This window comes from Pseudomonas sp. M5 (genome assembly GCF_016907075.1).
In the GTDB taxonomy this organism is placed as follows: Bacteria; Pseudomonadota; Gammaproteobacteria; order Pseudomonadales; family Pseudomonadaceae; genus Aquipseudomonas; species Aquipseudomonas putida_E.
In genome coordinates, this window is sequence record NZ_JAFBBH010000001.1 from 3786943 (window position 1) to 3810117 (window position 23175).

General features: G+C 62.6%; 23 protein-coding genes. 12 read left to right on the forward strand and 11 right to left on the reverse strand.

All coding sequences use genetic code 11. The annotated features are described in order from the left end of the window. Positions 1 to 77: 77 nt before the first annotated feature. Both dut and coaBC read right to left on the reverse strand, forming a co-directional pair. Positions 78 to 533: a dUTP diphosphatase gene (gene dut / locus JOE27_RS17335; RefSeq protein WP_012312134.1), complete on the reverse strand. Its 456-nt coding sequence runs from the start codon at positions 531 to 533 to the stop codon at positions 78 to 80. Positions 534 to 538: 5 nt separating this feature from the next. Then, positions 539 to 1750: a bifunctional phosphopantothenoylcysteine decarboxylase/phosphopantothenate--cysteine ligase CoaBC gene (coaBC, locus tag JOE27_RS17340; protein WP_012312135.1), complete on the reverse strand. Its 1212-nt coding sequence runs from the start codon at positions 1748 to 1750 to the stop codon at positions 539 to 541. Between the two features lie 130 nt (positions 1751 to 1880). Between coaBC and radC the strand changes: the two genes are divergently transcribed. Continuing rightward, the gene (gene radC, locus JOE27_RS17345) at positions 1881 to 2561 is read left to right on the forward strand and encodes a DNA repair protein RadC (protein ID WP_204919305.1); all 681 of its coding nucleotides are present in this window, start codon (positions 1881 to 1883) and stop codon (positions 2559 to 2561) included. Between the two features lie 70 nt (positions 2562 to 2631). Here radC and JOE27_RS17350 read toward each other — a convergent pair whose 3' ends face one another. Then, positions 2632 to 4221, reverse strand: a complete 1590-nt coding sequence (locus JOE27_RS17350; protein WP_046786875.1) for an ABC transporter substrate-binding protein — start codon at positions 4219 to 4221, stop codon at positions 2632 to 2634. 360 nt (positions 4222 to 4581) lie between these two features. Here JOE27_RS17350 and rpmB point away from each other — a divergent pair, with 360 nt between their 5' ends. Both rpmB and rpmG read left to right on the forward strand, forming a co-directional pair. After that, a complete protein-coding gene (gene rpmB, locus JOE27_RS17355; RefSeq protein WP_012312138.1) occupies positions 4582 to 4818 on the forward strand; it encodes a 50S ribosomal protein L28 in 237 nt (78 codons plus the stop codon). A 10-nt stretch (positions 4819 to 4828) separates the two neighbouring features. Next, positions 4829 to 4984 carry a 50S ribosomal protein L33 gene (gene rpmG / locus JOE27_RS17360; RefSeq protein WP_003253507.1) on the forward strand — a complete coding sequence of 52 codons (156 nt, stop codon included), beginning with the start codon at positions 4829 to 4831 and terminating at the stop codon, positions 4982 to 4984. Positions 4985 to 5102: 118 nt separating this feature from the next. Here the strand turns inward: rpmG and JOE27_RS17365 are convergent, their stop codons facing one another. Next, on the reverse strand, positions 5103 to 5303 hold the full coding sequence (locus JOE27_RS17365) for a hypothetical protein (protein WP_115273281.1): 201 nt from the start codon (positions 5301 to 5303) through the stop codon (positions 5103 to 5105). 96 nt (positions 5304 to 5399) lie between these two features. Beyond that, complete coding sequence (locus JOE27_RS17370) at positions 5400 to 5759, reverse strand: cupin domain-containing protein (RefSeq protein WP_115273282.1); 360 nt, start codon at positions 5757 to 5759, stop codon at positions 5400 to 5402. Between the two features lie 196 nt (positions 5760 to 5955). On the opposite strand from JOE27_RS17370, the gene JOE27_RS17375 reads away from it, so the two are divergent. Then, positions 5956 to 7449 (forward strand): aldehyde dehydrogenase, encoded by a 1494-nt coding sequence (locus tag JOE27_RS17375; protein ID WP_046786878.1) that lies wholly within the window; start codon positions 5956 to 5958, stop codon positions 7447 to 7449. A gap of 102 nt (positions 7450 to 7551) precedes the next feature. Then, positions 7552 to 8691, forward strand: a complete 1140-nt coding sequence (locus tag JOE27_RS17380) for an MFS transporter (RefSeq protein ID WP_204919307.1) — start codon at positions 7552 to 7554, stop codon at positions 8689 to 8691. Positions 8692 to 8700: 9 nt separating this feature from the next. Here JOE27_RS17380 and JOE27_RS17385 read toward each other — a convergent pair whose 3' ends face one another. After that, a complete protein-coding gene (locus tag JOE27_RS17385) occupies positions 8701 to 10251 on the reverse strand; it encodes a phospholipase D family protein (protein ID WP_204919309.1) in 1551 nt (516 codons plus the stop codon). Positions 10252 to 10311: 60 nt separating this feature from the next. Next, positions 10312 to 11742 (reverse strand): PLP-dependent aminotransferase family protein, encoded by a 1431-nt coding sequence (locus JOE27_RS17390; protein ID WP_161872405.1) that lies wholly within the window; start codon positions 11740 to 11742, stop codon positions 10312 to 10314. Positions 11743 to 11920: 178 nt separating this feature from the next. Here JOE27_RS17390 and JOE27_RS17395 point away from each other — a divergent pair, with 178 nt between their 5' ends. After that, positions 11921 to 12151, forward strand: a complete 231-nt coding sequence (locus JOE27_RS17395; RefSeq protein ID WP_204919311.1) for a DUF1127 domain-containing protein — start codon at positions 11921 to 11923, stop codon at positions 12149 to 12151. Between the two features lie 41 nt (positions 12152 to 12192). Here JOE27_RS17395 and JOE27_RS17400 read toward each other — a convergent pair whose 3' ends face one another. Then, on the reverse strand, positions 12193 to 13485 hold the full coding sequence (locus tag JOE27_RS17400) for an FAD-binding oxidoreductase (protein ID WP_204919313.1): 1293 nt from the start codon (positions 13483 to 13485) through the stop codon (positions 12193 to 12195). A 132-nt stretch (positions 13486 to 13617) separates the two neighbouring features. Here JOE27_RS17400 and JOE27_RS17405 point away from each other — a divergent pair, with 132 nt between their 5' ends. Further along, a complete protein-coding gene (locus tag JOE27_RS17405; protein ID WP_174141071.1) occupies positions 13618 to 13971 on the forward strand; it encodes a YkgJ family cysteine cluster protein in 354 nt (117 codons plus the stop codon). 2 nt (positions 13972 to 13973) lie between these two features. On the opposite strand, the gene dadR is transcribed toward JOE27_RS17405, so the two are convergent. Continuing rightward, complete coding sequence (dadR, locus tag JOE27_RS17410) at positions 13974 to 14462, reverse strand: transcriptional regulator DadR (RefSeq protein ID WP_003258963.1); 489 nt, start codon at positions 14460 to 14462, stop codon at positions 13974 to 13976. Between the two features lie 153 nt (positions 14463 to 14615). On the opposite strand from dadR, the gene dadA reads away from it, so the two are divergent. The 5 genes from dadA to JOE27_RS17435 all read left to right on the forward strand — a co-directional run bounded on the left by dadA (position 14616) and on the right by JOE27_RS17435 (position 20309). Then, positions 14616 to 15917 (forward strand): D-amino acid dehydrogenase, encoded by a 1302-nt coding sequence (gene dadA / locus JOE27_RS17415; RefSeq protein ID WP_046786885.1) that lies wholly within the window; start codon positions 14616 to 14618, stop codon positions 15915 to 15917. 121 nt (positions 15918 to 16038) lie between these two features. Next, a complete protein-coding gene (gene alr, locus JOE27_RS17420; protein ID WP_125924394.1) occupies positions 16039 to 17112 on the forward strand; it encodes an alanine racemase in 1074 nt (357 codons plus the stop codon). Positions 17113 to 17222: 110 nt separating this feature from the next. Continuing rightward, positions 17223 to 17771: a cupin domain-containing protein gene (locus tag JOE27_RS17425; protein ID WP_039603621.1), complete on the forward strand. Its 549-nt coding sequence runs from the start codon at positions 17223 to 17225 to the stop codon at positions 17769 to 17771. A gap of 154 nt (positions 17772 to 17925) precedes the next feature. Beyond that, entirely contained in the window at positions 17926 to 18330 is a 405-nt protein-coding gene (locus JOE27_RS17430) for a c-type cytochrome (RefSeq protein WP_046787067.1), read from the forward strand. Positions 18331 to 18449: 119 nt separating this feature from the next. Next, a complete protein-coding gene (locus JOE27_RS17435; protein WP_204919315.1) occupies positions 18450 to 20309 on the forward strand; it encodes an acetyl-CoA hydrolase/transferase family protein in 1860 nt (619 codons plus the stop codon). 114 nt (positions 20310 to 20423) lie between these two features. On the opposite strand, the gene JOE27_RS17440 is transcribed toward JOE27_RS17435, so the two are convergent. Both JOE27_RS17440 and rep read right to left on the reverse strand, forming a co-directional pair. Continuing rightward, on the reverse strand, positions 20424 to 20996 hold the full coding sequence (locus tag JOE27_RS17440) for a xanthine phosphoribosyltransferase (RefSeq protein ID WP_012312153.1): 573 nt from the start codon (positions 20994 to 20996) through the stop codon (positions 20424 to 20426). 63 nt (positions 20997 to 21059) lie between these two features. Then, positions 21060 to 23069 carry a DNA helicase Rep gene (gene rep / locus JOE27_RS17445; RefSeq protein ID WP_012312154.1) on the reverse strand — a complete coding sequence of 670 codons (2010 nt, stop codon included), beginning with the start codon at positions 23067 to 23069 and terminating at the stop codon, positions 21060 to 21062. Positions 23070 to 23175: the final 106 nt, after the last annotated feature.

Here is a 23175-nt window from a genome sequence, read left to right on the forward strand (position 1 = left end):
CAGGCGCAAACTGAACGCTTGGACGGTGGTTTCATCAGAGAGTTCGCCATCCATGGCCTGAACGGTCGCCGGTCGGCTCAGTGGCTGCCGGAATGGCCGAAGCCGCCGGTGCCGCGCTGGCTTTCATCGAAGGCCTCGACGACTTCAAAATGCGCTTGCACTACCGGTACCAGCACCAGCTGAGCGATGCGCTCGCCAACGGCGATGGTGAATGGCGTGTTGCCACGGTTCCAGCACGACACCATCAGCTCGCCCTGGTAATCCGAGTCGATCAGGCCGACCAGGTTGCCCAGCACGATGCCATGCTTATGGCCCAGACCCGAGCGCGGCAGGATCATCGCGGCCAGGCCCGGGTCGCCGATGTAGATCGACAGGCCGGTAGGAATCAGCAGGGTCTGCCCCGGCTCCAGGACGGTGTCCTCTTTGAGCAGGGCGCGCAGGTCCAGGCCGGCGGAGCCAGGGGTGGCGTATTGCGGCAGCGGAAATTCACTGCCCAGGCGTGGGTCGAGGATCTTGGCTTGAAGAGCGTGCATGTAACTTATTGAACCTGGTTGAGCCGTTCGGCGATGAAGGCGACCAGTTGCCGGGCAATCTTGCCTTTGCTGGTCTGCGCGAAGAGGGTTTGATGCTGCTGGCGGTCGATCACGGTCAGGGCATTTTCCTCGCTGTTGAAGCCGATGCTGGGGTTGGCCACATCATTGGCGACGATCAGGTCGAGGTTCTTGTCCTTGAGCTTGCGCGTGGCGTAATCGAGCAAATGTTCGGTCTCGGCGGCGAAGCCGACGCTGAACGGGCGGTCGGTGCGGCCAGCGATGGTGGCAAGGATATCGGGATTGCGCACCATCTGCAGCAGCATGCCGTCGCCGGTCGTAGGATCTTTCTTGAGCTTCTGTGTGGCAACGACCTCCGGGCGGTAGTCCGCGACCGCTGCCGAGGCGATGAACAGGTCGCACGGCATGGCCGCCTCGCAGGCTGCGAGCATGTCCCGCGCGCTGACCACGTCGATCCGGTTGACCCGGTCAGGGGTCTGCAGGTGCACAGGGCCGGTGACGAGGGTCACCCGGGCACCCGCTTCTGCGGCCGCCTCGGCCAGCGCGAAGCCCATCTTCCCGGAGCTATGATTGGTGATGTAACGCACCGGGTCGATGTTTTCCTGGGTTGGCCCGGCGGTGATCAGCACATGTTTGCCGGTAAGCGCCTGGCGCTTGAAGCTCTCGGCGGCGCACCAGGCCAGGTCGGTGGCTTCGAGCATGCGGCCAAGGCCCACGTCGCCGCAGGCCTGGCTGCCGGAAGCCGGCCCGAACACCTGGATGCCACGGGTCTTGAGCAGGTCGAGATTGGCCTGGGTCGCCGGGTCGCGCCACATGGCCTGGTTCATGGCCGGGGCCACTGCCACAGTGGCGTCGGTGGCCAGTACCAGGGTGGTCAGCAAGTCGTCGGCCATGCCTTGGGCCATGCGCGCCATGAGGTCGGCGGTGGCGGGGGCGATCAGCACCAGGTCGGCCCATTTGGCCAGTTCGATATGGCCCATGGCCGCTTCGGCGGCAGGGTCGAGCAGATCCATGTGTACCGGGTGGCCGGACAGCGCCTGCAGGGTCAGCGGGGTGATGAATTCAGCACCACCACGGGTCATGACGACGCGCACTTGCGCGCCGTGCTCCAGGAGTCGGCGAATCAGCTCGGCGCTCTTGTAGGCGGCAATGCCGCCCCCGACGCCGAGAACGATGCGCTTGCGATACAGCCGCTGCATAGGCTTGCCTTTTTCCAGAGAGAGCGGGCAGCGACGAACAGGATTGCCTGCGGCAGAACGTCGCATGTACGAGGCGAAATAGATTAACACAGGGCCTAAACGTGTCGCAGCAGGGCGCAAAGGAGATGCAATGAAGATAAGCGAGTGGCCAGCCGAGGAGCGGCCCAGGGAAAAGTTGATGCAGCGCGGGGTGGGCAGCCTTTCGGATGCCGAATTACTGGCCGTGTTTCTCGGCTCTGGCGTGCGGGGCCACAACGTCGTGGAGCTGGCGCGGGGGTTGCTCGTCAAGTTCGGCGGCTTGCGCCAGTTGCTTGAAGCTGACAGGGACGCATTCGTTGGGTCGCTCGGGCTTGGGCCGGTGCGGTATGGCCAATTGCAGGCGCTGCTGGAGATCGGGCGGCGCAACCTTGCCACATCGATCGAGCGCGACTGCGCTCTGGAGAGCCCTTTTGCGGTGCGCAGATACCTGAAAGCCATGCTGCGTCATGAGCCTAGCGAAGTTTTTGGCTGCCTGTTTCTGGATAGCAAACACCGGCCGTTGGCTTTCGAAATCCTGTTCAGAGGGACGATCGACCGGGCCAGCATCTACCCGCGGGAAGTGGTGCGCCGTGCGTTGATGCACAACGCTGCGGCGTTGATCCTTTGCCACAACCATCCTTCGGGCAATAGTGAGCCGAGCCAGGACGACGTGCACATGACGCTTGCATTGAAGCAGGGGTTGGCGCTGATCGATGTGCGGGTGCTCGATCACATCATCGTGGGTGATGGGGAGCCGCTGTCGATGGTGGAGCAGGGGTGGATTGTCGCTTAGTGGCTGCCTGTTTGCAGGCTCAACCAATCGCTGGCAAGCCGGCATTTGGTCGAGCCTGCAAAGCCAGGGTTCAGCGCTTCACCGAAACCTTGCTGAAATCCAGCCGCCCGAACGGGCTTGCCTGATAACCCTCGACGCCCTCGCGCAACAGCGCTGCCGCCGTCGGGTGCGCCAGCGGCACCCACAGCGCCTGCTGCTGGATCAGCGTCTGCGCCTGCTGGTACAACCGGCTGCGTACGCTCTGGTCGTTGGTGGTACGCCCTGCACTGATCAACTGGTCCAGCCGGCTGTCGCAGAACCGCGCGAAGTTGGTCCCCGACTTTACTGCCGCACAGGAAAACTGCGGGCTGAGGAAGTTGTCCGGGTCGCCGTTGTCGCCGGCCCAGCCCATGAACAGCAGGTCATGCTCGCCAGCCTTGGCCCGACGGATCAGCTCACCCCATTCGATCACGCGGATTTCGGCCTTGATGCCGATCTTGGCCAGGTCTGCCTGGAGCATCTGCGCGCCCAGGCTTGGGTTGGGGTTGAGCAGGCTGCCCGACGGGCGGGTCCAGATCGTGGTGCTGAACCCATCTGCGTAACCGGCCTTGCTCAGCAGCGCCTTGGCGCGCTTGAGATCCAGCGGGTAGCCGGGCAGGTCCTTGGCATAGCTCCAGGTGTTGGGCGGGTAGGGGCCGTTGGCGGCGGTGGCGGTGCCTTCGAAAACGGCCTTGAGGTAGGCCTGCTTGTCGAAGGCCAGGTTGATCGCCTGGCGCACTTCGGGTTTGTCGAGCGGCGGGTGCTCGCTGTTGATGGCAACGAAAGCGGTCATGAAGGCCGGTGTCGTGACGACCTTGAGGTTACCGTCCTTGCCTGCTTCGGCAACGTCCAGGGGCTTGGGTGACAGGGCCACCTGGCATTCACCACGCTTGAGCTTCTGCAGGCGTACGTTGGCATCGGTAGTGATGGCGAAGATCAGCGGATCGACCGCAGGCTTGCCATCAAAGTAGTCCGGGTTGGCGCGGTAGCGCACCACGGCGTCCTTCTGGTAGCGCTGGAAGACGAACGGGCCGGTGCCGATCGGCTGGCTATTGAGCTTCTCCGGGGTGCCTGCCTTGAGCAGTTTGTCGGCGTACTCGGCGGAGTAGATCGAAGCAAAGCCCATGCTCAAGGTGGCCAGGAAGGTCGCATCGGGGTGGGTCAGGGTGAAGCGTACGCTGTTCGGCTCCGGCGCCTCGATCGACTTGATCAGGCTGCCCAGTTGCAGTGATTGGGCGTGCGGGTAGCCACCCGGTGCGGTCTTGTGCCAGGCGTGGGCGGGGTAGAGCATGCGCTGGAAGCTGAATAGCACATCGTCGGCATCGAGGGCGCGGGTTGGCTTGAAATAAGGCGTGGAGTGGAATTTGACCCCTTCACGCAGCTTGAAGTCGTACACCAGGCCGTCAGCCGACACTGTCCAGCTTTGCGCCAGGCTGGGGACGACCTTGCCTTGGCCTGCGTCGAACTCGACCAGGCGGTTCATCAGTACGTCGGCCGAGGCGTTGGTGGTGGTCAGCGAGTTGTACTGGACCACGTCGAAGCCCTCGGGGCTGGCTTCGCTGCAGACGCTCAGTGGCGCGGCCTGGGCGATGCCGGCAGCAAGCAGGGAGGTGAGCATTAAGGAAAGGGCGGCGGCACGCATCGTGACTCCTTGGCTGTCAGTGGCCCATCTGCCAGTGCAGTCTGGAAACGTCCTACCCTAGTGTGCGCATCAGGAAATGACCACCCTCTTTTTCTACCGGCTGGCGACGAGTGGTCGACAGTTCGCCGGGCTAGCCGCTATGCTGCTCGCGCACGATTTGTCTCCGACAGATGCTCATCAGCAGTTGTTGCAATGCAGTCTTTCTGGTATAAAGCAGCGCTCTTTTCTAGGGGCTCGGCCTGTCGCATCAGCGGATCCGGTCGGTAAGACCTCCAGAATCACGGCGCCTGGCGCCAAAGACTGAGAGATTAAGCGGCCAACCCATGCCGGGTTGGGCATGTGGTTTTAGAGGGCTGAGTCATGTCGAGAGTCTGTCAAGTTACTGGTAAGGGTCCAGTAACCGGGAACAACATTTCCCACGCAAACAACAAAACCCGTCGTCGTTTCCTGCCGAACCTGCAGCACCACCGTTTCTGGGTTGAATCCGAGAACCGTTTCGTGCGTCTGCGCGTATCTGCCAAAGGCATGCGCGTCATTGACAAGCGTGGTATCGACGTAGTGCTGGCCGAGCTGCGTGCTCGCGGCGAAAAGTTCTAAGGAGAACGTCATGCGTGAATTGATCCGTCTGGTTTCGAGTGCTGGCACTGGCCACTTCTACACCACCGACAAGAACAAGCGCACCACCCCGGACAAAATCGAGATCAAGAAATACGATCCCGTTGTTCGCAAGCACGTGGTGTACAAGGAAGCCAAGATCAAGTAATTGATCGGCGACCTGAAAAAACCCGCATCCGAAAGGACGCGGGTTTTTTTTTACGTGGATGCCAACAAGAAAGGGGCTCCGTCTGGAGCCCCTTTCTTGTAGCGATCAGCAGTGGGTATCAGCTGATGTGCAGGCCGTCGATGGTACCGCCAGCGTCGACACGGATCATCACCCTGTCGGAGCGTATGTCCTTGCTGGTGATGTCGTGTGGGCCGGCGGCGGTCGTCAGGCCGGTCAGCTCGAGGATGTAAGGCTTGACGCTTTCTACATACTGCGAGCCAATCACGTGACGAGCGGCGCCGAGGATGTCGGTAGTCATGATGATTCTCCCTGGATTGTCCTGGATTGGACGCTGCAAGGATCACGCTCTTGGCTTGCCGGGCTGTGGTAATTAATCACCACGCCGGCGTCGCACTCATTTCTGCTCGAACATCACATAAATCTTGCGGCACGGCTCCAGCACTTCCCAGGTGCCCTTGAAGCCGGCCGGGATGACAAACCGATCACCGGCACGCAGGGTCTTGGCGCCGCCATCCGGGTCGCGCAGTACCGAAACGCCCTGCACGATCTCGCAGTATTCATGCTCGGTGTAGTTCACTGTCCACTGCCCGACCTCACCTTCCCAGACACCTGCGGCGAATTGTCCGCACGGGGTGGAATAATGGTTGTAGACAGCCTGGTCCGGCTCGCCCTTGAGGATTTTTTCTGCCGCGGGACGGTAGCGTTCAGCCTCGGTGAGGACTTGGGCGAAGTCGATGATGCTGGCGATGTTCATGGTGCAGCTCCTATTTTTGTTTAATAAAATGCACATCAGTAGGCTTTTAGGCCTTATGTGTCAAATATATTGATAGTTTGCACTGGCTGGTTTAGGGTATCGCTTGCCAGTGTGCGCTTGTCGCCCGGCCAGAATTCTGACAACGCCTGTGAGTCCTCAGTGCGGCGTTGCACCTAAACAAGAGGAGGAGTTTCGTATGACCACCCTGACTCGTGCAGACTGGGAGCAACGTGCCCAGCAACTGAAGATCGAAGGACGTGCCTTCATCAACGGCGAATACACCGACGCCGCATCCGGTGAAACCTTCGACTGCCTGAGCCCGGTCGACGGACGCTTCCTGGCCAAGGTTGCCAGCTGCGACCTGGCCGATGCCAATCGCGCTGTGGAAAACGCCCGCGCAACGTTCGATTCCGGCGTCTGGTCGCAGCTGGCCCCGGCCAAACGCAAGGCCAAGCTGATCCGCTTCGCCGACCTGCTGCGCAAGAACGTCGAAGAGCTGGCGCTGCTGGAAACTCTGGACATGGGCAAGCCGATCGGCGACTCCTCCAGCATCGACGTGCCGGGCGCGGCCAATGCCATCCACTGGACCGCCGAAGCCATCGACAAGGTCTACGACGAAGTCGCGCCGACCCCTAGTGATCAGCTGGGTCTGGTTACCCGCGAAGCAGTTGGCGTGGTCGGTGCCATCGTACCGTGGAACTTCCCGCTGCTGATGGCCTGCTGGAAGATCGCACCAGCCCTGGCCACCGGTAACTCGCTGGTACTCAAGCCATCCGAGAAGTCGCCGCTGACCGCCATCCGCATTGCCCAGCTGGCCATCGAAGCCGGTATCCCGGCCGGTGTGCTGAACGTGCTGCCAGGCTACGGCCACACCGTCGGCAAGGCCCTGGCCCTGCACATGGATGTAGACACCCTGGTGTTCACCGGCTCGACCAAGATCGCCAAGCAGTTGATGGTGTATGCGGGCGAGTCGAACATGAAGCGGATCTGGCTGGAAGCCGGTGGCAAGAGCCCGAACATCGTCTTTGCCGACGCTCCGGACCTGCAAGCCGCCGCCGAAGCTGCTGCCAGCGCCATCGCTTTCAACCAGGGCGAAGTTTGCACCGCAGGTTCGCGCCTGCTGGTCGAGCGTTCGATCAAGGACAAGTTCCTGCCCATGGTGGTCGAAGCGCTCAAGGGCTGGAAGCCAGGTAACCCGCTCGATCCGCAGACCACCGTCGGTGCGCTGGTCGACACCCAGCAGATGAATACCGTGCTGTCGTACATCGACGCCGGCCACAAGGACGGCGCCAAGTTGCTGGCCGGTGGCAAGCGCACCCTGGAAGAGACTGGCGGCACCTACGTCGAGCCGACCATCTTCGACGGCGTGACCAACGCCATGAAGATCGCCCAGGAAGAAATCTTCGGCCCCGTGCTGTCGGTCATCGCCTTCGATACCGCTGAAGAAGCCATCGCCATTGCCAACGACACACCCTATGGCCTGGCCGCTGGCATCTGGACCTCGGATATTTCCAAGGCCCACAAGACTGCCCGTGCCGTGCGTGCCGGCAGCGTCTGGGTCAACCAGTACGATGGCGGCGACATGACCGCGCCGTTCGGTGGTTTCAAGCAGTCGGGCAACGGCCGTGACAAGTCGCTGCATGCGCTGGAGAAGTACACCGAGCTGAAAGCGACCTGGATCAAGCTGTAAATCAAGAGGGGCTGCACTGCAGCCCCAACGACAGCCGGGCCGGTTCACACCGTCCCGGCTGTGTCGTTTCTGCCATTCAAGAATTGTGCCTGGGAGGCTGCTATGCGCTGGGGAACCTACTTTGCCGTGCTGGCATCGGTGCTGAGCGTCGGGCTCGCGCTCGGCGTGAGCATGCCGCTGGTGTCCCTGCGCCTGGAGGCCTGGGGCTACGGTAGCTTCGCCATCGGCGTAATGGCTGCGATGCCCGCGCTGGGCGTGCTGATTGGTGCCAGCCTGGCCAGCCGCCTGGCCGGCTGGGTCGGCGTGCCTTCGGCTATGCGCCTGTGCCTGTGGGGCGGGGCATTGTCGATTGGCCTGCTGGCGGTGCTGCCCAGCTACCCGCTGTGGCTGGCGCTGCGCTTGCTGATCGGCATGTCGCTGACCGTGGTGTTCATCCTTGGCGAGAGCTGGATCAACCAGTTGGTGGTCGAGCAGTGGCGTGGGCGCTTGGTGGCGCTGTATGGCAGCAGCTATGCCTTGAGCCAGCTGGCAGGGCCGCTGGTGCTGGGCTTTCTCGGCTCCGACGATGACTTTGGCTTCTGGGCTGCGACCGGCCTGCTGCTGCTATCGCCCTTGCTGCTGTTGGGTCGTGGCGGCGCGCCGAGTACCGAGGCCTGCAGCGTAACCTTCAGCGACCTGTTCGCCTTCTGTCGCCGGCTGCCGGTGATCGCCTGGGCCATCGCGCTGTTCGCTGCCTTCGAGGCGATGATCCTCACCCTGTTGCCGGTGTATTGCCTGCAGCAGGGCTTCACCACCGAGCTAGCGCTGTTCATGGTCAGTACTGTGGTGGTTGGCGACGCGGTGCTGCAGTTGCCGATCGGCGCCTTGGCCGACCACATGTCGCGGCGCGCACTGTTCACCGGTTGTGCCGTGACCTTGCTGTGTTCCAGCCTGGCGATTCCGTTGCTTGTGCACACGCCGGTGATCTGGCCATTGTGGGTGCTGTTCGGGGCCAGTGCCGGTGGCCTGTTCACGTTGTCGCTGATACTGATCGGCGAGCGTTATCGGGATGATGCACTTGTGCGGGCCAATGCTCATGTGGCGCAGCTGTGGGGTATCGGCTGCCTGCTGGGGCCGTTGCTGGCCGGTGCGGGTAGCCAGTGGCTCAGTGGCCATGCCTTGCCGCTGCTGATGGCAGTTGGGGCGGCCGGGTTGGTGGTGTTGACCCGGCGGCGCGGTGCCTTCGAGCCTGCTGCCGCCTGAGGCCCTGCACTACAGCATTTTCTCCAGCCCGACGGCCTTGCTGATCCACGCATTGAACCGCCGCCAGAGCCCGCCGGGCTCTGCCGTCAGGGTGTGCAGTTGGCCGTTGTCCTCGGTCACCCAGGCCAGCTTGTCATTCTCAAGCCTGACCTGATAACTCAGCGCAGGCGCCATGCCCTGAACGGCCAGCTCGCGGGTGTATTCGGCCAGCTCCGGGCTGTCCACCAGCACCCCGACCTCGGTATTCCACAACACCGAACGCGGGTCGAAATTGAACGAGCCGATGAAAGTCTTGCGTCGGTCGAACACGATCGCCTTGCTGTGCAGGCTGGAATCCGAACCGCCGTGGAAATTCAGGCGCCCGGCACTGGGGTCACCCGGCTGGCGGCGCAACTCGAACAGCTGCACGCCGTGTTCGAGCAGCGCCCGGCGGTAGGGCGCATACCCGCCATGCACGGCCGGTACATCGGTGGCCTCCAGCGAGTTGGTCAACAGCTTGACCGACGTTCCGGCGTCGGCACGGCCGGTCAGGTACAGCAGCCCCGGCTCGCCAGGGACGAAATAGGCCGAAACCAGGATCAACTCGTGGTGCACGTTTGCCAGGTCAGGGGCCAACTGCTGGCTCATCAGCAGGTGCGGGTCTGGCTCATCGTCTGCCAGCACCTTGCTCGGTGCATCCCACAAGGCCTGGCTGTGGGCCCAGATCAGCTCATTGCGCCAAACATCCAGCCGAGGCGCCGACTGATAGGCCATCAGGCGGTCATACAGCGCCTTGCGCTGCACCCGCGCCTCGGCCAGCGACACTTCCAGGCGGTGGCGGCTGGCGCGCAGGTCGGCGGCATCCGGCAGTTGCCAGAGGAAGTCAGTCACGGGCCGGCTCAGGGCACTGTTCCAGTACTGGTCGAAGCTGTGCCCGAGCTGTTCGGCCACCGGGCCCAAGCCGAGCATGTCGATGTCAGTGAAATTCAGGTTGGGCTCAGCATCGAAATACTCATCGCCCAGGTTGCGCCCGCCGACGATGGCCATGCTGTTGTCCACCAGGAACAGCTTGTTGTGCATGCGCCGGTGCTGGCGGGACAGGTTGAACAGGCGGCCCACCGCGCGCGTCACCCCCGTGCTGCGGCCCAGATGCAGTGGGTTGAATACGCGGATCTGGATGTTCGGATGGGCGTCGAGGGTGCCCATGATGGTGTCCAGGCCGTCGCTGGTGGTGTCGTCCAGCAGGATGCGCACGCGTACGCCTCGGTCGGCGGCGCGCAGCAGTTCATGGACCAGGGCCCGGGTGCTCAGGCCGTCGTGGACGATGTAGTACTGCAAGTCGATGCTGGCCTGCGCGTTGCGGATCAGCTCAGCGCGGGCACGGAAGGCCTCGTTGCTGTTGGGCAGCAGACGGAAACCGGACCGTCCTTCATAGGGTGCGGCCTGGCGCAGCACCGAGCGGCCGAAGGCTGAATCTTTGGCCGGCAGTGCCTGGCTGGTCTCGCGGGGTGTACCGACGCTGGCGCAGCCTGCAAGGCCGAGCAGCACCAGCAGCAGGGGCAGAGCTCGCTGGAGTCTCAAGTGTGGATCGTCCTGTGCGGCAAAGGCTTGAGAGGTTGGACCGTATAGGGCGGCGCAAAGTTACCCGTCGGTGTTACTTTGATCCAGTAGACGAAGGGCGGTTTCTCCCACTTTGCGCACCGCGTCCTCGATCTGCGGTGTTGGCCGCGCGGCGAAATTCATCCGCAGGCAGTGGCGGAACTTGCCTGAGGCCGAAAAGATGCTGCCCACGGCAACCTGCACGCCCTGTTCCAGTAAAGCGCGGTTCAGCCGCAACGTGTCGAAATGCTCTGGCAGCTCCACCCACAGCATGAAGCCACCCTGAGGCCGGCTGACGCGCGTGCCAGGCGGGAAGTAACGGTTTACCCAGTCGCTCATCAGGTCGCGGCCGCGCTGGTACTGGCTGCGCATGCGCCGCACATGGGGGTGGTAGTGGCCGCTGGCGATGAAATCGGCAATCGCCAGCTGCGGCTGGGTGGCCGTGCTGCCGGTGCTGATGTACTTCATGTGCAGCACCCGCTCCAGATAGCGCCCTGGCGCCACCCAGCCAATGCGCAGGCCCGGGGCTAGCGTCTTGGAAAACGAACTGCACAGCAGCACGCGACCGTCGTCGTCGAACGACTTGAGAGTGCGCGGGCGGGGGTAGGTGTAGGCCAGGTCGCCATACACATCGTCTTCGAGGATGGCGACGTCATAGCGCTGGGCCAGGTTCAGCAGGGCCTTCTTGCGTGCCTCGGGCATGATGTAGCCAAGCGGGTTATTACAGCTTGGCGTGATCTGGATGAGCTTGATCGGCCACTGCTCAAGCGCCAGTTCCAGGGCTTCCAGGCTGATGCCGGTGATCGGGTCGGTGGGGATCTCCAACGCCTTCATGCCCAGGCCTTTGAGTGTTTGCATGGCGCCGTGAAAGCTCGGCGAATCGACCGCGACAATGTCGCCCGGCTCGCACACCGCGCGGATGCTGCATGACAACGCTTCGTGGCAGCCGGTCGTCACCACCAGGTCCGCCGGGCCCAGGCGGCAGCCAGAGTCCAGCACCAGGCGGGCAACCTGCTCACGCAGAGCGAGGTTGCCATGGATGTTGTCGTAATACAGCCCCGGCATGTCCTGGCGCCGGCTGAGCTGGGCGAGGCTGCGCAACAAGGGCTTGAGGCTCGGGCTGTCGATGTCGGGCATGCCGCGGCCGAGCTGTATGACGTCTTGACGAGGTGTGCTGCGCACCAGCTCCAATACCTGTTCCCACTGCGAAATGTCCACGGGTCGCTGGGCAGGGCGGCTGACGGCGGGCAGTGCGGCGAGGTGGCGATGGTCGTTGACGAAGTAGCCGGACTTGGGGCGTGGCGACACCATGCCGTTGTCTTCCAGCAGGCGGTAGGCCTGCTGCACCGTACTCAGGCTGACCCCATGTTCCACGCTCAGGGCGCGCACCGATGGCAGGCGCTGGCCGGGGCGGTACAGGCCTTGCTCGATACGGGTGCCGAGCAGCTCGGCGAGGTTCAGGTAGAGCGTCACGGCATACTCCTGTGCTCGATTGCAAGCACGACCAGTACAGTTGCGTAGAAAATACAGCATTCAGCCGCAGATCCGCCAATTCTGTATGGGAATAATAAGCCTGTATTGAATCTGTATTGCCGGTGCTGGCAGCGCGCATGCTTTCTCCACAGTAACCACTGAATGGGAGAACGCAGCGATGGGTGGCATGAGCGATGTGCGCTTGCAACTGTTGGCCAGGGAACTGGAAGCCGGGCAGCAGGCCAAGGTGTTCAACGCCCCGCAAGGGATGGGGCGTTGGGGCCTGATGCTGCATCGCTGGCACACCCGCAGGGCGTTGCTGCAGTTGACCGATGAGCAGTTGCGCGATGTTGGGCTGAGCTGGGAGCATGCCTTGACCGAGGGGCGTAAACCCTTTTGGAAAGACTGATCAACATGACACTGCGCGGTCCATGCAGGACCGTTCAGGTCTCAAGTCAGCTCTTTGAGCCTGTGCCACAACATCCCCAACGCCAGCAGCGGCGAGCGCAGGTGTTTGCCGCCAGGGAAGGTGATGTGTGGCACCTTGGCGAACAGGTCGAAGCGCCCGCTTTGCTGGCCGCTGATGGCTTCACCCAGCAGGCGCGCTGCCAGGTGAGTGGCGTTGAGCCCATGGCCAGAGTAGGCCTGGGCGTAATAAACATTCGGCTGGCTGGCCAGGCGGCCGACCTGTGGCAGGCGGTTGGCGCCGATGCCGATCATCCCACCCCACTGGTAATCGATGCGCACATCGGCCAGTTGCGGGAACACCTTGAGCATCTTCGGCCGCATGTAGGCGGCAATGTCCTGTGGGTCGCGCCCGGAGTAATGGCAGGCACCGCCGAACAGCAGGCGGTGGTCGGCGGACAGGCGATAGTAGTCCAGCGCCACGCGCTGGTCGCACACCGCCATGTTCTGCGGCAGCAATTGGCGCGCGCGTTCCTCACCCAGCGGTTCGGTGGCGATGATGTAGCTGCCGGCTGGCAGCACTTTGCCGCCCAATTCGCGGTTGAGGCCGTTGTGATAGGCGTTGCAGCACAGCACCAGGGTTTTGGCGCGCACCCGGCCTTGGCCGGTGTGCACCTTCACTTCGGGGCCGTACTCGATGCGGCTGACTTCCGATTGCTCGTATAGCTGCACACCGAGACGGCTGGCCACGGCCGCTTCGCCGAGCGCCAGGTTGAGTGGGTGCAGGTGCCCTGAGCCCATATCGATCAGGCCGCCGACATAACGGTCGGAGCCGACCACGCTGTGGATATCGTCTTTGTGCACCAGGCGCAGTTCGTGACGGTAGCCAAGGCTGCGCAGTTCCTCGGCGTCTTCGGCGAAGCCTTGCAGCTCGCCGGGCTTGTTGGCCAGGTCGCAGTAACCCCAGGTCAGGTCGCAGGCGATGGCGTGGCGCTCGACCCGCTCACGGACGATGTCCACGGCTTCCAGGCCCATCAGCTTCATGCTGCGTACGCCTTCTTCACCGATCACCGCAAGGAACTGCTCCAGGCCGTGACCGACGCCCCGGATAAGCTGGCCGCCATTGCGCCCGCTGGCCCCCCAGCCGAGCTTGCGCGCTTCCAGCAGGATCACCGACAGGCCGCGTTCGGCCAGCTCGATGGCGGTGTTCAGGCCCGAATAGCCGCCGCCAACGATGCACACGTCGGCGCTGTGCTCGCCTTGCAGGAACGGGTGATCGGGGTGTGGCGCGCTGCTGGCGGCGTAGTAGGAGGCGGCGTGCTGCGCGCTGTGGATCATTGGCGGGTCCTGGGTATCGAGACAGAAGTGGGAGGATAAGCCGGGCTTTCGGGGTCGGGCAACCGGCCTCATTCGCGGCAAGCCGGCGATGAGGCCTATAATTCAGTCTCAATCTTCAATGTGTTCCTCGCCATGTCCTGCAACCGCCACAAGATCCAGTTCCTGCGTGAACTCATCCCTTCCTTCGAATGCGAGCCCGGTTGCCACGACTGTTGTGGCCCGGTTACCACGTCAGCCGAAGAGATGGCCCGCCTGCCGCGCAAGTCGCAGGCTGAGCAGGATGCGGCGCTGCAGCGCCTGGACTGTGTGCACCTGGGGCCCAATGGCTGCACCGTGTATGAAGAAAGGCCGATGATCTGCCGCCTGTTCGGCACCACCCCGCGCATGGCCTGCCCACGCGGCCGTGGCCCGCAACAGATGGTCGAGCCGCAAGCCGAGCAGCTCGTCCACCGGTTCATCGCCACCACCCGGCAGGTGCTGGTTTAGCGTCAGTCCGGGATCGGCAGGCAGAGGCTTTCCTTCACCTCCTCCATCACGATGTAGCTCTTGGACTCGCGCACGTGCGGCAGCTTGAGCAGGATGTCGCCCAGCAGCTTGCGGTACGAGGCCATCTCCGAAATGCGTGCCTTCACCAGGTAATCGAAATCGCCCGACACCAAGTGGCATTCCAGCACGTGTGGCAGCTTGAGTACCGCGCGGCGGAACTCCTCGAACGTGTCGCCCGACTTGTAGTCCAGGCTGATTTCCACGAACACCAGCAGGCTGCCCTTCAGGTGCTGAGGGTTGAGCCGGGCGTTGTAGCCCATGATGATGCCCTCACGCTCCAGGCGGCGCACGCGCTCGGTGCAAGGGGTGGTGGAAAGCCCAACTTTCTCGCCCAGTTCGGTGAAGGAAATGCGCCCGTCATTCTGCAGGATCCGCAGGATGTTGCGGTCGATCTTGTCCAGTTCACGCTTGCTCTGGTGCTGGGTTCTCATAGGGGATGCCCCTCCGTGAAAGGCGATTTTGCCGAGAATTCTCGCCAAATATAGGCTTTTATATAGTGAATTGCACTGGGCTGTAATTTTTATACTGCGCGCATCCATGCCATATCAACAAAAATGCGGTGCGCCGCGTGCGAGGGATCAACGATGCGAGTTCTGGTACTTGGTAGCGGTGTAATCGGAACCGCCAGTGCCTATTACCTGGCCCGGCAAGGTTTTGAAGTAACTGTGGTCGATCGCCAGCCAGCGGTGGCGATGGAAACCAGCTTCGCCAACGCAGGTCAGATCTCGCCCGGCTACGCCTCGCCCTGGGCTGCTCCAGGCGTGCCGCTCAAAGCCATCAAGTGGCTGCTGGAGCGCCACGCGCCATTGGCCATCAAGCTGACCGGCGACGTTGACCAGTACCTGTGGATGGCACAGATGCTGCGCAACTGCACCGCCAGCCGCTATGCAGTGAACAAGGAGCGCATGGTGCGCCTGTCCGAGTACAGCCGCGATTGCCTCGACGAACTGCGCGCCGAAACCGGTATCGCTTACGAAAGCCGCACTTTGGGCACTACCCAGCTGTTCCGCACCCAGGCTCAGGTTGATGCTGCTGCCAAGGATATCGCTGTGCTCGAGCAGTCGGGCGTGCCCTACGAGCTGCTGGACCGTGATGGCATTGCCCGCGTCGAACCGGCCCTGGCTGGGGTCAAGGACATTCTTGCCGGCGCCCTGCGCCTGCCCAACGACCAGACCGGCGACTGCCAGCTGTTCACCACCAAGCTTGCAGAAATGGCCCTCAAGCTGGGTGTCGAATTCCGCTTTGGCCAGGACATCCAGCGCCTGGACTTCGCCGGTGACCGAATCAATGGCGTATGGGTCGACGGCAAGCTGGAAACCGCCGATCGCTACGTGCTGGCGCTGGGCAGCTACTCGCCGCAGATGCTCAAACCGCTGGGCATCAAGGCGCCGGTGTACCCGCTCAAGGGTTATTCGCTGACCGTGCCGATCACCAACGCCGACATGGCGCCGACCTCGACCATTCTCGATGAGACCTACAAGGTTGCCATCACCCGTTTCGACAACCGTATCCGTGTCGGTGGCATGGCTGAGATCGCCGGTTTTGACCTGTCGCTTAACCCGCGCCGGCGCGAAACACTGGAGATGATCGTCAACGACCTTTATCCTCGCGGCGGTGACCTGAGCCAGGCCAGTTTCTGGACCGGTCTGCGCCCGGCGACCCCGGATGGAACCCCGATTGTGGGGGGCACCGCATTCCGTAACCTGTTCCTCAACACCGGCCACGGCACCCTGGGTTGGACCATGGCCTGTGGTTCCGGGCGCCTGCTGGCTGACCTGATTGCACGCAAAAAGCCGCAAATCAGCGCTGAAGGGCTGGATATTTCACGGTATGGCAAAACCCGGGAAGTCGCCAAGCAAGGCCATACGGCGCCAGTGCATCAGTAATCGGCCTGCGATACCGGCCTCATCGCTGGTACGGCGGCTCCTACACTGACCCTGTGGGAACCGGCTTGCCGGCGATGAATCCAACACTGTTTTCAACCTGAACCACCATAAGGCTGCCGCCATGCGTCCCGCCCGTGCCCTGATCGACCTCCAAGCCCTGCGCCACAACTACCGCCTTGCCCGTGAACTGACCGGCGCCAAGGCCCTCGCCGTGATCAAGGCCGACGCCTACGGCCACGGCGCCGTGCGTTGCGCCCTCGCGCTGGAAGCCGAAGCCGATGGCTTTGCCGTTGCGTGTATCGAAGAGGCGCTGGAGTTGCGTGCGGCGGGTATCAAGGCTCCGATGCTGCTGCTTGAAGGTTTCTTCGAAGCCAGCGAGCTTTCGCTGATCGCCGAGCATGACCTGTGGTGCGTGGTGCATTCGCTGTGGCAGCTGGAGGCCATCGAAAAGACGCCCGTGCACAAGCCATTGACCCTCTGGCTCAAGCTCGACAGCGGCATGCACCGTGTCGGCCTGCACCCCAAGGACTATCACGAGGCTTACCAGCGCCTGCTGGCCAGCGGCAAGGTTGCGCGCATCGTGCTGATGAGCCATTTCGCCCGTGCCGACGAACTGGATGCCGACGCCACTGCGCAACAGATTGCCGTGTTCGAGGCCGCCAGGCAGGGTTTGGCTGCCGAATGCAGCCTGCGCAACTCGCCCGGCGTGCTGGCCTGGCCGCATGCCCCCAGCGACTGGGTGCGCCCTGGCATCATGCTGTATGGCGCAACACCGTTCGAGGTGGCGCAAGCCCAGGCCGAGCGCCTGCAGCCGGTAATGACCCTGCAATCGCGGGTGATCAGCGTGCGAGAGTTGCCTGCTGGCGAGCCGGTGGGCTATGGCGCCAAGTTCATCAGCCAACGCCCCACCCGGGTGGGCGTGGTTGCCATGGGCTACGCCGATGGCTACCCCCGCCAGGCCCCGACCGGTACGCCGGTGATGGTCGCCGGCAAGCGTTGCCAGCTGATTGGCCGCGTTTCCATGGACATGCTGTGCATCGATCTGACCGACGTGCCCGAAGCGAACATCGGCAGCCCGGTCGAGCTGTGGGGCAAGCACGTGTTGGCCAGTGAAGTCGCCATGCACGCAGGGACCATCCCCTACCAGATCTTCTGCAACCTCAAACGCGTGCCGCTGGACTACTTCGGCGAATGACACGCTGAAGCGGACAGCCTGAGGGGCGGTGTGTTGTAAATACTGAACGGCATTGCCATGATATCGTTCACATTCACCCCGCCATCTCACCGTTTCAGGAGGCTCCAGCTTTGGACGTCGGCGAACGACTGCAAGCCATCCGCAAGCTCAAGGGCCTGTCCCAGCGTGAACTCGCCAAGCGTGCGGGCGTGACCAACAGCACCATCTCGATGATCGAGAAGAACAGTGTGAGCCCCTCGATCAGCTCGCTGCGCAAGGTGCTAAGCGGTATTCCCATGTCCATGGTCGAGTTTTTCTCCGTGGAACTGGAAGCTGAAAGCCACGCCCAGATTGTCTACAAGGCCCACGAACTGATCGACATTTCCGACGGTGCGGTGACCATGAAGCTGGTAGGCAAGTCGCATCCCAACCGTGCCATTGCCTTCCTGACCGAGGTCTACCCGCCGGGTGCCGACACCGGAGCCGAGATGCTCACCCACGATGGCGAAGAAACCGGCATCCTCCTTGAAGGCCGGCTGGAACTGGTGGTGGGCACCGAGACCTTCATCCTCGAAGAAGGTGACAGCTACTACTTCGAGAGCACCCGCCCGCACCGTTTTCGCAACCCTTTCGATGAGCCGGCGCGGCTGATCAGTGCTGCAACGCCCTCGAACTTTTGATCCAGCGCAGTGCATTGATTCGGCAATACCCCTTTCCTGAGTAGGGTCGTTTCACGGCTTCCGGGTTCCCGCTATACTTTTCAACGCTCGCATTACCGTGGCCGCGGGCGTGATTAGCCACCATGAGGGTGTTCGCGTGAACCAAATCAAGAAGATGCTGGCCGTACCAGCAGCCGTATTCGCCCTTTGGGCAATGAGCGCAACCGCTGCGACCAATGATGACATTGCCAAACGCCTTGAGCCGGTTGGCCAAGTGTGCGTCCAGGGCCAGGAATGCAAGGGCATGGAGGTGGCCGCTTCGGCTGGCGGTGGCGGTGCCAAGACACCGGATGAAATCATCGCCAAGCATTGCAACGCCTGCCATGGCAGCGGCCTGCTCGGCGCGCCGAAAATTGGCGACACCGCCGCCTGGAAAGAGCGCGCCGATCACCAGGGCGGCCTTGACGGCATCCTGGCCAAGGCCATCACCGGGATCAACGCCATGCCCCCCAAGGGCACCTGCGCCGATTGTTCGGATGAAGACCTCAAAGCGGCCATCCAGAAGATGTCCGGGCTTTGAGCCTGGGGTTGAGTTGCCAATAGCCCGCCTTGCATGGCGGGCTTTGTCTTTGCGCAGGCAACGAACCCGCGCCGGTTCATGTCCAACCTCTGAACCCACGGAAGATTCAGGAGGCCACGATGCACCTATGCTCCATCGACCAGGCAGTCGAGCAGGTCTTGTCGCGCTTGCCCGCGCATATCCACATGGGCCTGCCGCTGGGTCTTGGCAAACCCAATGCCTTCGTCAATGCGTTGTACGCCCGGGTGCGTGACCTGCCAGAGCGCCGGCTGACGATCTACACGGCCTTGTCGCTTGGCCGCCCACCTTTGGGCGACGGCTTGCAACGGCGCTTGCTCGAGCCCTTCATCGAACGTGTGTTCGCCGATTACCAGGAGCTCACCTATCTCGCCGACCTGCGCAACGACCAGCTGCCGCCGAACATCCGCGTCGAGCAGTTCTTCATGCAGCCCGGCGGCCTGCTGCACAGTGATTGCGCGCAGCAAGACTACGTCAGTAGCAACTACAGCCACGCAGCCCGCGATATCAACGCCAAGGGCCTCAACCTGATTGCGCAACTGGTAGCCGCCACGCCGGAAAAGCCGGTGCACTTGAGCCTGGCCTGCAACCCCGACATCACCCTCGACCTGCTGCCGATGATCGCCAAGCGGCGCGAGGCCGGTGAAACCATCCTCATGCTCGGGCAGGTGCATGCCGAACTGCCCTACATGCCTGGTGATTCGGAGTTGGGCATGGAAGCGTTCGACCTGCTGATCGATCAGGTGGAGCAACGTCGGCTGTTCTCCACACCGAACATGCCGGTTACCACCCAGGACCATTGCATCGGCCTGCACGCCAGTACCCTGGTGCGCGATGGCGGCACCCTGCAGATCGGCATCGGCGCCATGGGTGATGCCGTGGCCGCTGCGTTGCTGGCGCGCCAAGGCGACAATTCTGGTTACCGGGCACTGATGGGTGAGCTGGATGTAGGGCCATGGCAAACCCTGATCGAGCGGGAAGGTGGGCTCGATGCTTTCGGCCAAGGCCTCTACGGTTGCAGTGAGATGTTCGTCAACGGCCTGCTGGCTCTCGCCGAAGCCGGGGTGGTGCGGCGCCCTGCTGACGAGCAAGGCGTGCTGGTACACGGCGGCTTCTTCCTCGGCCCGCAGGCGTTCTATCAACGCTTGCGGGAGATGCCGTTGGAGCAGCGCGCTCAGTTTGCCATGACGCGCATCAGCTTCATCAACGAGCTGTATGGCCAGGAAGAAACGAAGCGCCGGCAGCGGCGTGATGCCCGCTTCATAAACACAGTGTTCACCATGACCCTGCTCGGCGCGGGGGTAGCCGACCAGCTGGAGGATGGCCGCGTGCTCAGCGGCGTGGGCGGGCAATACAACTTCGTTGCACAGGGGCACGCGCTGGAGGGCGGGCGATCCATCCTCTTGCTGCGCAGTTGGCGCGAGGCGGGAGGCGAGGTCAGCTCAAACCTGCTCTGGGCCTACGGCCATTGCACCATCCCCCGGCACTTGCGCGACATCGTCGTGACCGAGTACGGCATCGCCGACTTGCGTGGGCAGACCGACAGCGAAGTGATCGCACGGCTGCTGGCGATCAGTGATTCGAGATTCCAGGGCGAGCTGCTCGAGCAGGCCAAGAAAGCCGGCAAGCTCGCAAAAGACTTTCAGCTGGATGCGCGGTTTACCGACAACACGCCAGAGCGACTTGAGCAAATCAGGGCGCGGCATGCGCGGCTGTTCCCGGAGTATCCGTTGGGAACTGATTTCACGGCCGAGGAGCGGGACTTGTTGCGGGCTTTGAGCTGGCTCAAAAGCAAGTTCAGGTTGAGCGAGGTGCTGGAGCTGGGCAAGGCAGCGCTGGATGCACCGGGGCCGGAGGGGTATGCGGCGCAGTTGGCGCGCATGCAACTGGATGAACCACGAGGGCTGAAAGACGAGCTGTATCAGCGGTTGATATTGGCAGGATTGGCGGCGACGCGGTGATTGCCGGGGCTGCTTTGCAGCCCATCGCGACACAAGGCCGTTCCTACAGAAGCTCGGTGGTCCTGTAGGAGCGGCCTTGCGTCGCGATGGGCCGCATAGCGGCGCCAATGGCTGTCACTCGATGAAGCTGACCACACCACCTTCCAGCGACTTCACCCGGGCCAGCGATTCTACGCGATAACCCTGGCCATCCAGCTCGGCACGGCCGCCCTGGAACGACTTCTCGATGACGATACCCAGGCCGGCCACGGTGGCACCGGCCTGCTTGATGATCGAGATCAGCGCCTGCGAGGCTTTGCCGTTGGCCAGGAAGTCATCGATCACCAGCACGCGATCGCTGCTGTTGAGATGGCGCGGCGAGATCGCCACGGTGTTCTCGGTCTGCTTGGTGAAGGAATACACCGAGGCAGTCAGCAGGTTTTCGGTCAGGGTCAGGGACTGATGCTTGCGCGCGAAGATCACCGGAACGCCCAGCTTCAGGCCAGTCATCACCGCCGGCGCAATACCCGAGGCTTCGATGGTGACGATCTTGGTCACACCGGCATCGGCGTAAAGGCGGGCGAACTCGTCACCGATCAGCTGCATCAGCGCAGGGTCGATCTGGTGGTTGAGAAACGCATCGACTTTGAGAACCTGATCGGAAAGCACGATGCCTTCGTCGCGAATCTTCTGCTGCAGTGCTTCCACTGTGTATCTCCGATGTAGCAAAGGTGGCCGCAAAGAGCGGCAGAGTTAAAGAGTAATGGTTGATCAGCGTTTGAGCATTGCCCGGATATCGGCCAGTGCGTTGTTGCCACGCGCGGCTTTGACTTCCACTGGCGCATCGTCCAGGCCTTCCCAGGCCAGGTCGTCCGGGGGCAGTTCGTCGAGGAACCGGCTGGGCGTGCAGTCGATGATTTCGCCGTACTGCTTGCGTTTGGCAGCGAAGGTGAAGGCCAGGGTCTGACGGGCGCGGGTAATGCCCACGTAGGCCAGGCGGCGTTCCTCTTCGATGGTGTCGGCTTCGATGCTCGAGCGGTGGGGGAGGATTTCCTCCTCCATGCCCATGATGAACACGTAAGGGAATTCCAGGCCTTTGGACGCATGCAGGGTCATCATCTGCACGCCCTCGGCGTTTTCTTCCTCTTCCTGCTGGCGCTCGAGCATGTCGCGCAGCACCAGCTTGCCGATGGCGTCCTCGATGGTCATGTCACCCTCTTCGTCCTTCTCGAGGGTGTTCTTCAGCGCTTCGACCAGGAACCAGACGTTGCTGATGCGGAACTCAGCAGCCTTATCGCTGGCCGTCTGCTGGCGGATCCAGTTTTCGTAGTCGATGTCGCGGATCATCTCGTGCAGCGCGGCAATCGGGTCTTCCAGGGCGACCTTGTGGCGCACGCCGTCGAGCCAATGCTTGAAACGCTGCAGACGCTCGGTATAACGCGCGTCCAGGTGCTCGCCCAGGCCCAGTTCCTCGCTGGCGGCATACATCGAAACGCCCCGTTCGGTGGCGTAGTTGCCGAGCTTTTCCAGGGTGGTCGAGCCGATCTCGCGGCGCGGTACGTTGATCACCCGCAGGTAGGCGTTGTCGTCATCCGGGTTGACCAGCAAGCGCAGGTAGGCCATCAGGTCCTTGACCTCCTGACGGCCGAAGAAGCTGTTGCCGCCCGACAGGCGATACGGCACCTGGTGATGCTGCAGTTTCAGCTCGATCAGCTTGGCCTGGTAGTTGCCGCGATAGAGGATGGCGAAGTCGCTGTAAGGGCGGTTGGTGCGCAGGTGCAGGGTGAGGATTTCCATGGCCACACGCTCGGCCTCGGCTTCCTCGTTCTTGCAGCGGATCACACGGATCTCGTCGCCCACGCCCATCTCGCTCCACAACTGCTTCTCGAACGCATGCGGGTTGTTGGCGATCAGCACGTTGGCGCAGCGCAGGATACGGCTGGTGGAGCGGTAGTTCTGTTCGAGCATGACGATTTTCAGGGAAGGGTAATCCTCCTTGAGCAGCATCAGGTTCTCGGGGCGCGCACCACGCCAGGCGTAGATCGACTGGTCATCGTCACCTACCACGGTGAACTGGTTGCGCATGCCGATCAGCATTTTCACCAGCAGGTACTGGCTGGCGTTGGTGTCCTGGTATTCGTCCACCAGCAGGTAGCGCACGCGGTTCTGCCAGCGCTCCAGCACTTCTGGGTGCTCCTGGAACAGCTTGACCGGCTGCAGGATCAGGTCGTCGAAGTCCACCGCGTTGAACGCCTTGAGCGTGCGCTGGTAGTGGGTATAGACGATGGCGGCGGTCTGCTCGCGCGGGTTGCGCGCTTTTTCCAGGGCTTCGGCGGGCAGAATCAGGTCGTTCTTCCAGGCACCGATCATGTTCTTGATCTCGTCGATGCCGTCGTCGCCGGAATATTCTTTCTGCATGATGTCCGACAGCAGCGCCTTGATGTCGGATTCGTCGAAGATCGAAAAGCCCGGCTTGTAGCCCAGCTTGTCGTGCTCCTTGCGGATGATGTTCAGGCCCAGGTTGTGGAAGGTACATACCGTCAGGCCCCGGCCTTCCCCCGGGCGCAGCAGGGTGGCGACCCGCTCCTTCATCTCGCGCGCAGCCTTGTTGGTGAAGGTCATCGCGACGATGTACTGAGCACGGATGCCGCAGTTCTGGATCAGGTGGGCAATCTTGCGCGTGATCACGCTGGTCTTGCCGGAGCCTGCACCGGCGAGCACCAAAAGAGGGCCGCCGACGTAGTCACGGGCTTCCTGTTGCCTGGGATTGAGTCGGGACATGCTAGAAACCGGGGGTCGCCAGAAAATAGCCGCGCATTCTAACAGGCATGGGGCCATTGTGGCGCGACCGTCTGACGTCTGAGTCAGACTTTGTATCGCGCATAGC

Coding starts and splice junctions, on each gene's coding strand:
- dut (WP_012312134.1), bottom strand. CDS start 533: ATGCACGCTCTTCAAGCCAAGATCCTCGACCCACGCCTGGGCAGTGAA.
- coaBC (WP_012312135.1), bottom strand. CDS start 1,750: ATGCAGCGGCTGTATCGCAAGCGCATCGTTCTCGGCGTCGGGGGCGGC.
- radC (WP_204919305.1), top strand. CDS start 1,881: ATGAAGATAAGCGAGTGGCCAGCCGAGGAGCGGCCCAGGGAAAAGTTG.
- JOE27_RS17350 (WP_046786875.1), bottom strand. CDS start 4,221: ATGCGTGCCGCCGCCCTTTCCTTAATGCTCACCTCCCTGCTTGCTGCC.
- rpmB (WP_012312138.1), top strand. CDS start 4,582: ATGTCGAGAGTCTGTCAAGTTACTGGTAAGGGTCCAGTAACCGGGAAC.
- rpmG (WP_003253507.1), top strand. CDS start 4,829: ATGCGTGAATTGATCCGTCTGGTTTCGAGTGCTGGCACTGGCCACTTC.
- JOE27_RS17365 (WP_115273281.1), bottom strand. CDS start 5,303: ATGACTACCGACATCCTCGGCGCCGCTCGTCACGTGATTGGCTCGCAG.
- JOE27_RS17370 (WP_115273282.1), bottom strand. CDS start 5,759: ATGAACATCGCCAGCATCATCGACTTCGCCCAAGTCCTCACCGAGGCT.
- JOE27_RS17375 (WP_046786878.1), top strand. CDS start 5,956: ATGACCACCCTGACTCGTGCAGACTGGGAGCAACGTGCCCAGCAACTG.
- JOE27_RS17380 (WP_204919307.1), top strand. CDS start 7,552: ATGCGCTGGGGAACCTACTTTGCCGTGCTGGCATCGGTGCTGAGCGTC.
- JOE27_RS17395 (WP_204919311.1), top strand. CDS start 11,921: ATGGGTGGCATGAGCGATGTGCGCTTGCAACTGTTGGCCAGGGAACTG.
- JOE27_RS17400 (WP_204919313.1), bottom strand. CDS start 13,485: ATGATCCACAGCGCGCAGCACGCCGCCTCCTACTACGCCGCCAGCAGC.
- JOE27_RS17405 (WP_174141071.1), top strand. CDS start 13,618: ATGTCCTGCAACCGCCACAAGATCCAGTTCCTGCGTGAACTCATCCCT.
- dadR (WP_003258963.1), bottom strand. CDS start 14,462: ATGAGAACCCAGCACCAGAGCAAGCGTGAACTGGACAAGATCGACCGC.
- dadA (WP_046786885.1), top strand. CDS start 14,616: ATGCGAGTTCTGGTACTTGGTAGCGGTGTAATCGGAACCGCCAGTGCC.
- alr (WP_125924394.1), top strand. CDS start 16,039: ATGCGTCCCGCCCGTGCCCTGATCGACCTCCAAGCCCTGCGCCACAAC.
- JOE27_RS17430 (WP_046787067.1), top strand. CDS start 17,926: ATGCTGGCCGTACCAGCAGCCGTATTCGCCCTTTGGGCAATGAGCGCA.
- JOE27_RS17435 (WP_204919315.1), top strand. CDS start 18,450: ATGCACCTATGCTCCATCGACCAGGCAGTCGAGCAGGTCTTGTCGCGC.
- rep (WP_012312154.1), bottom strand. CDS start 23,069: ATGTCCCGACTCAATCCCAGGCAACAGGAAGCCCGTGACTACGTCGGC.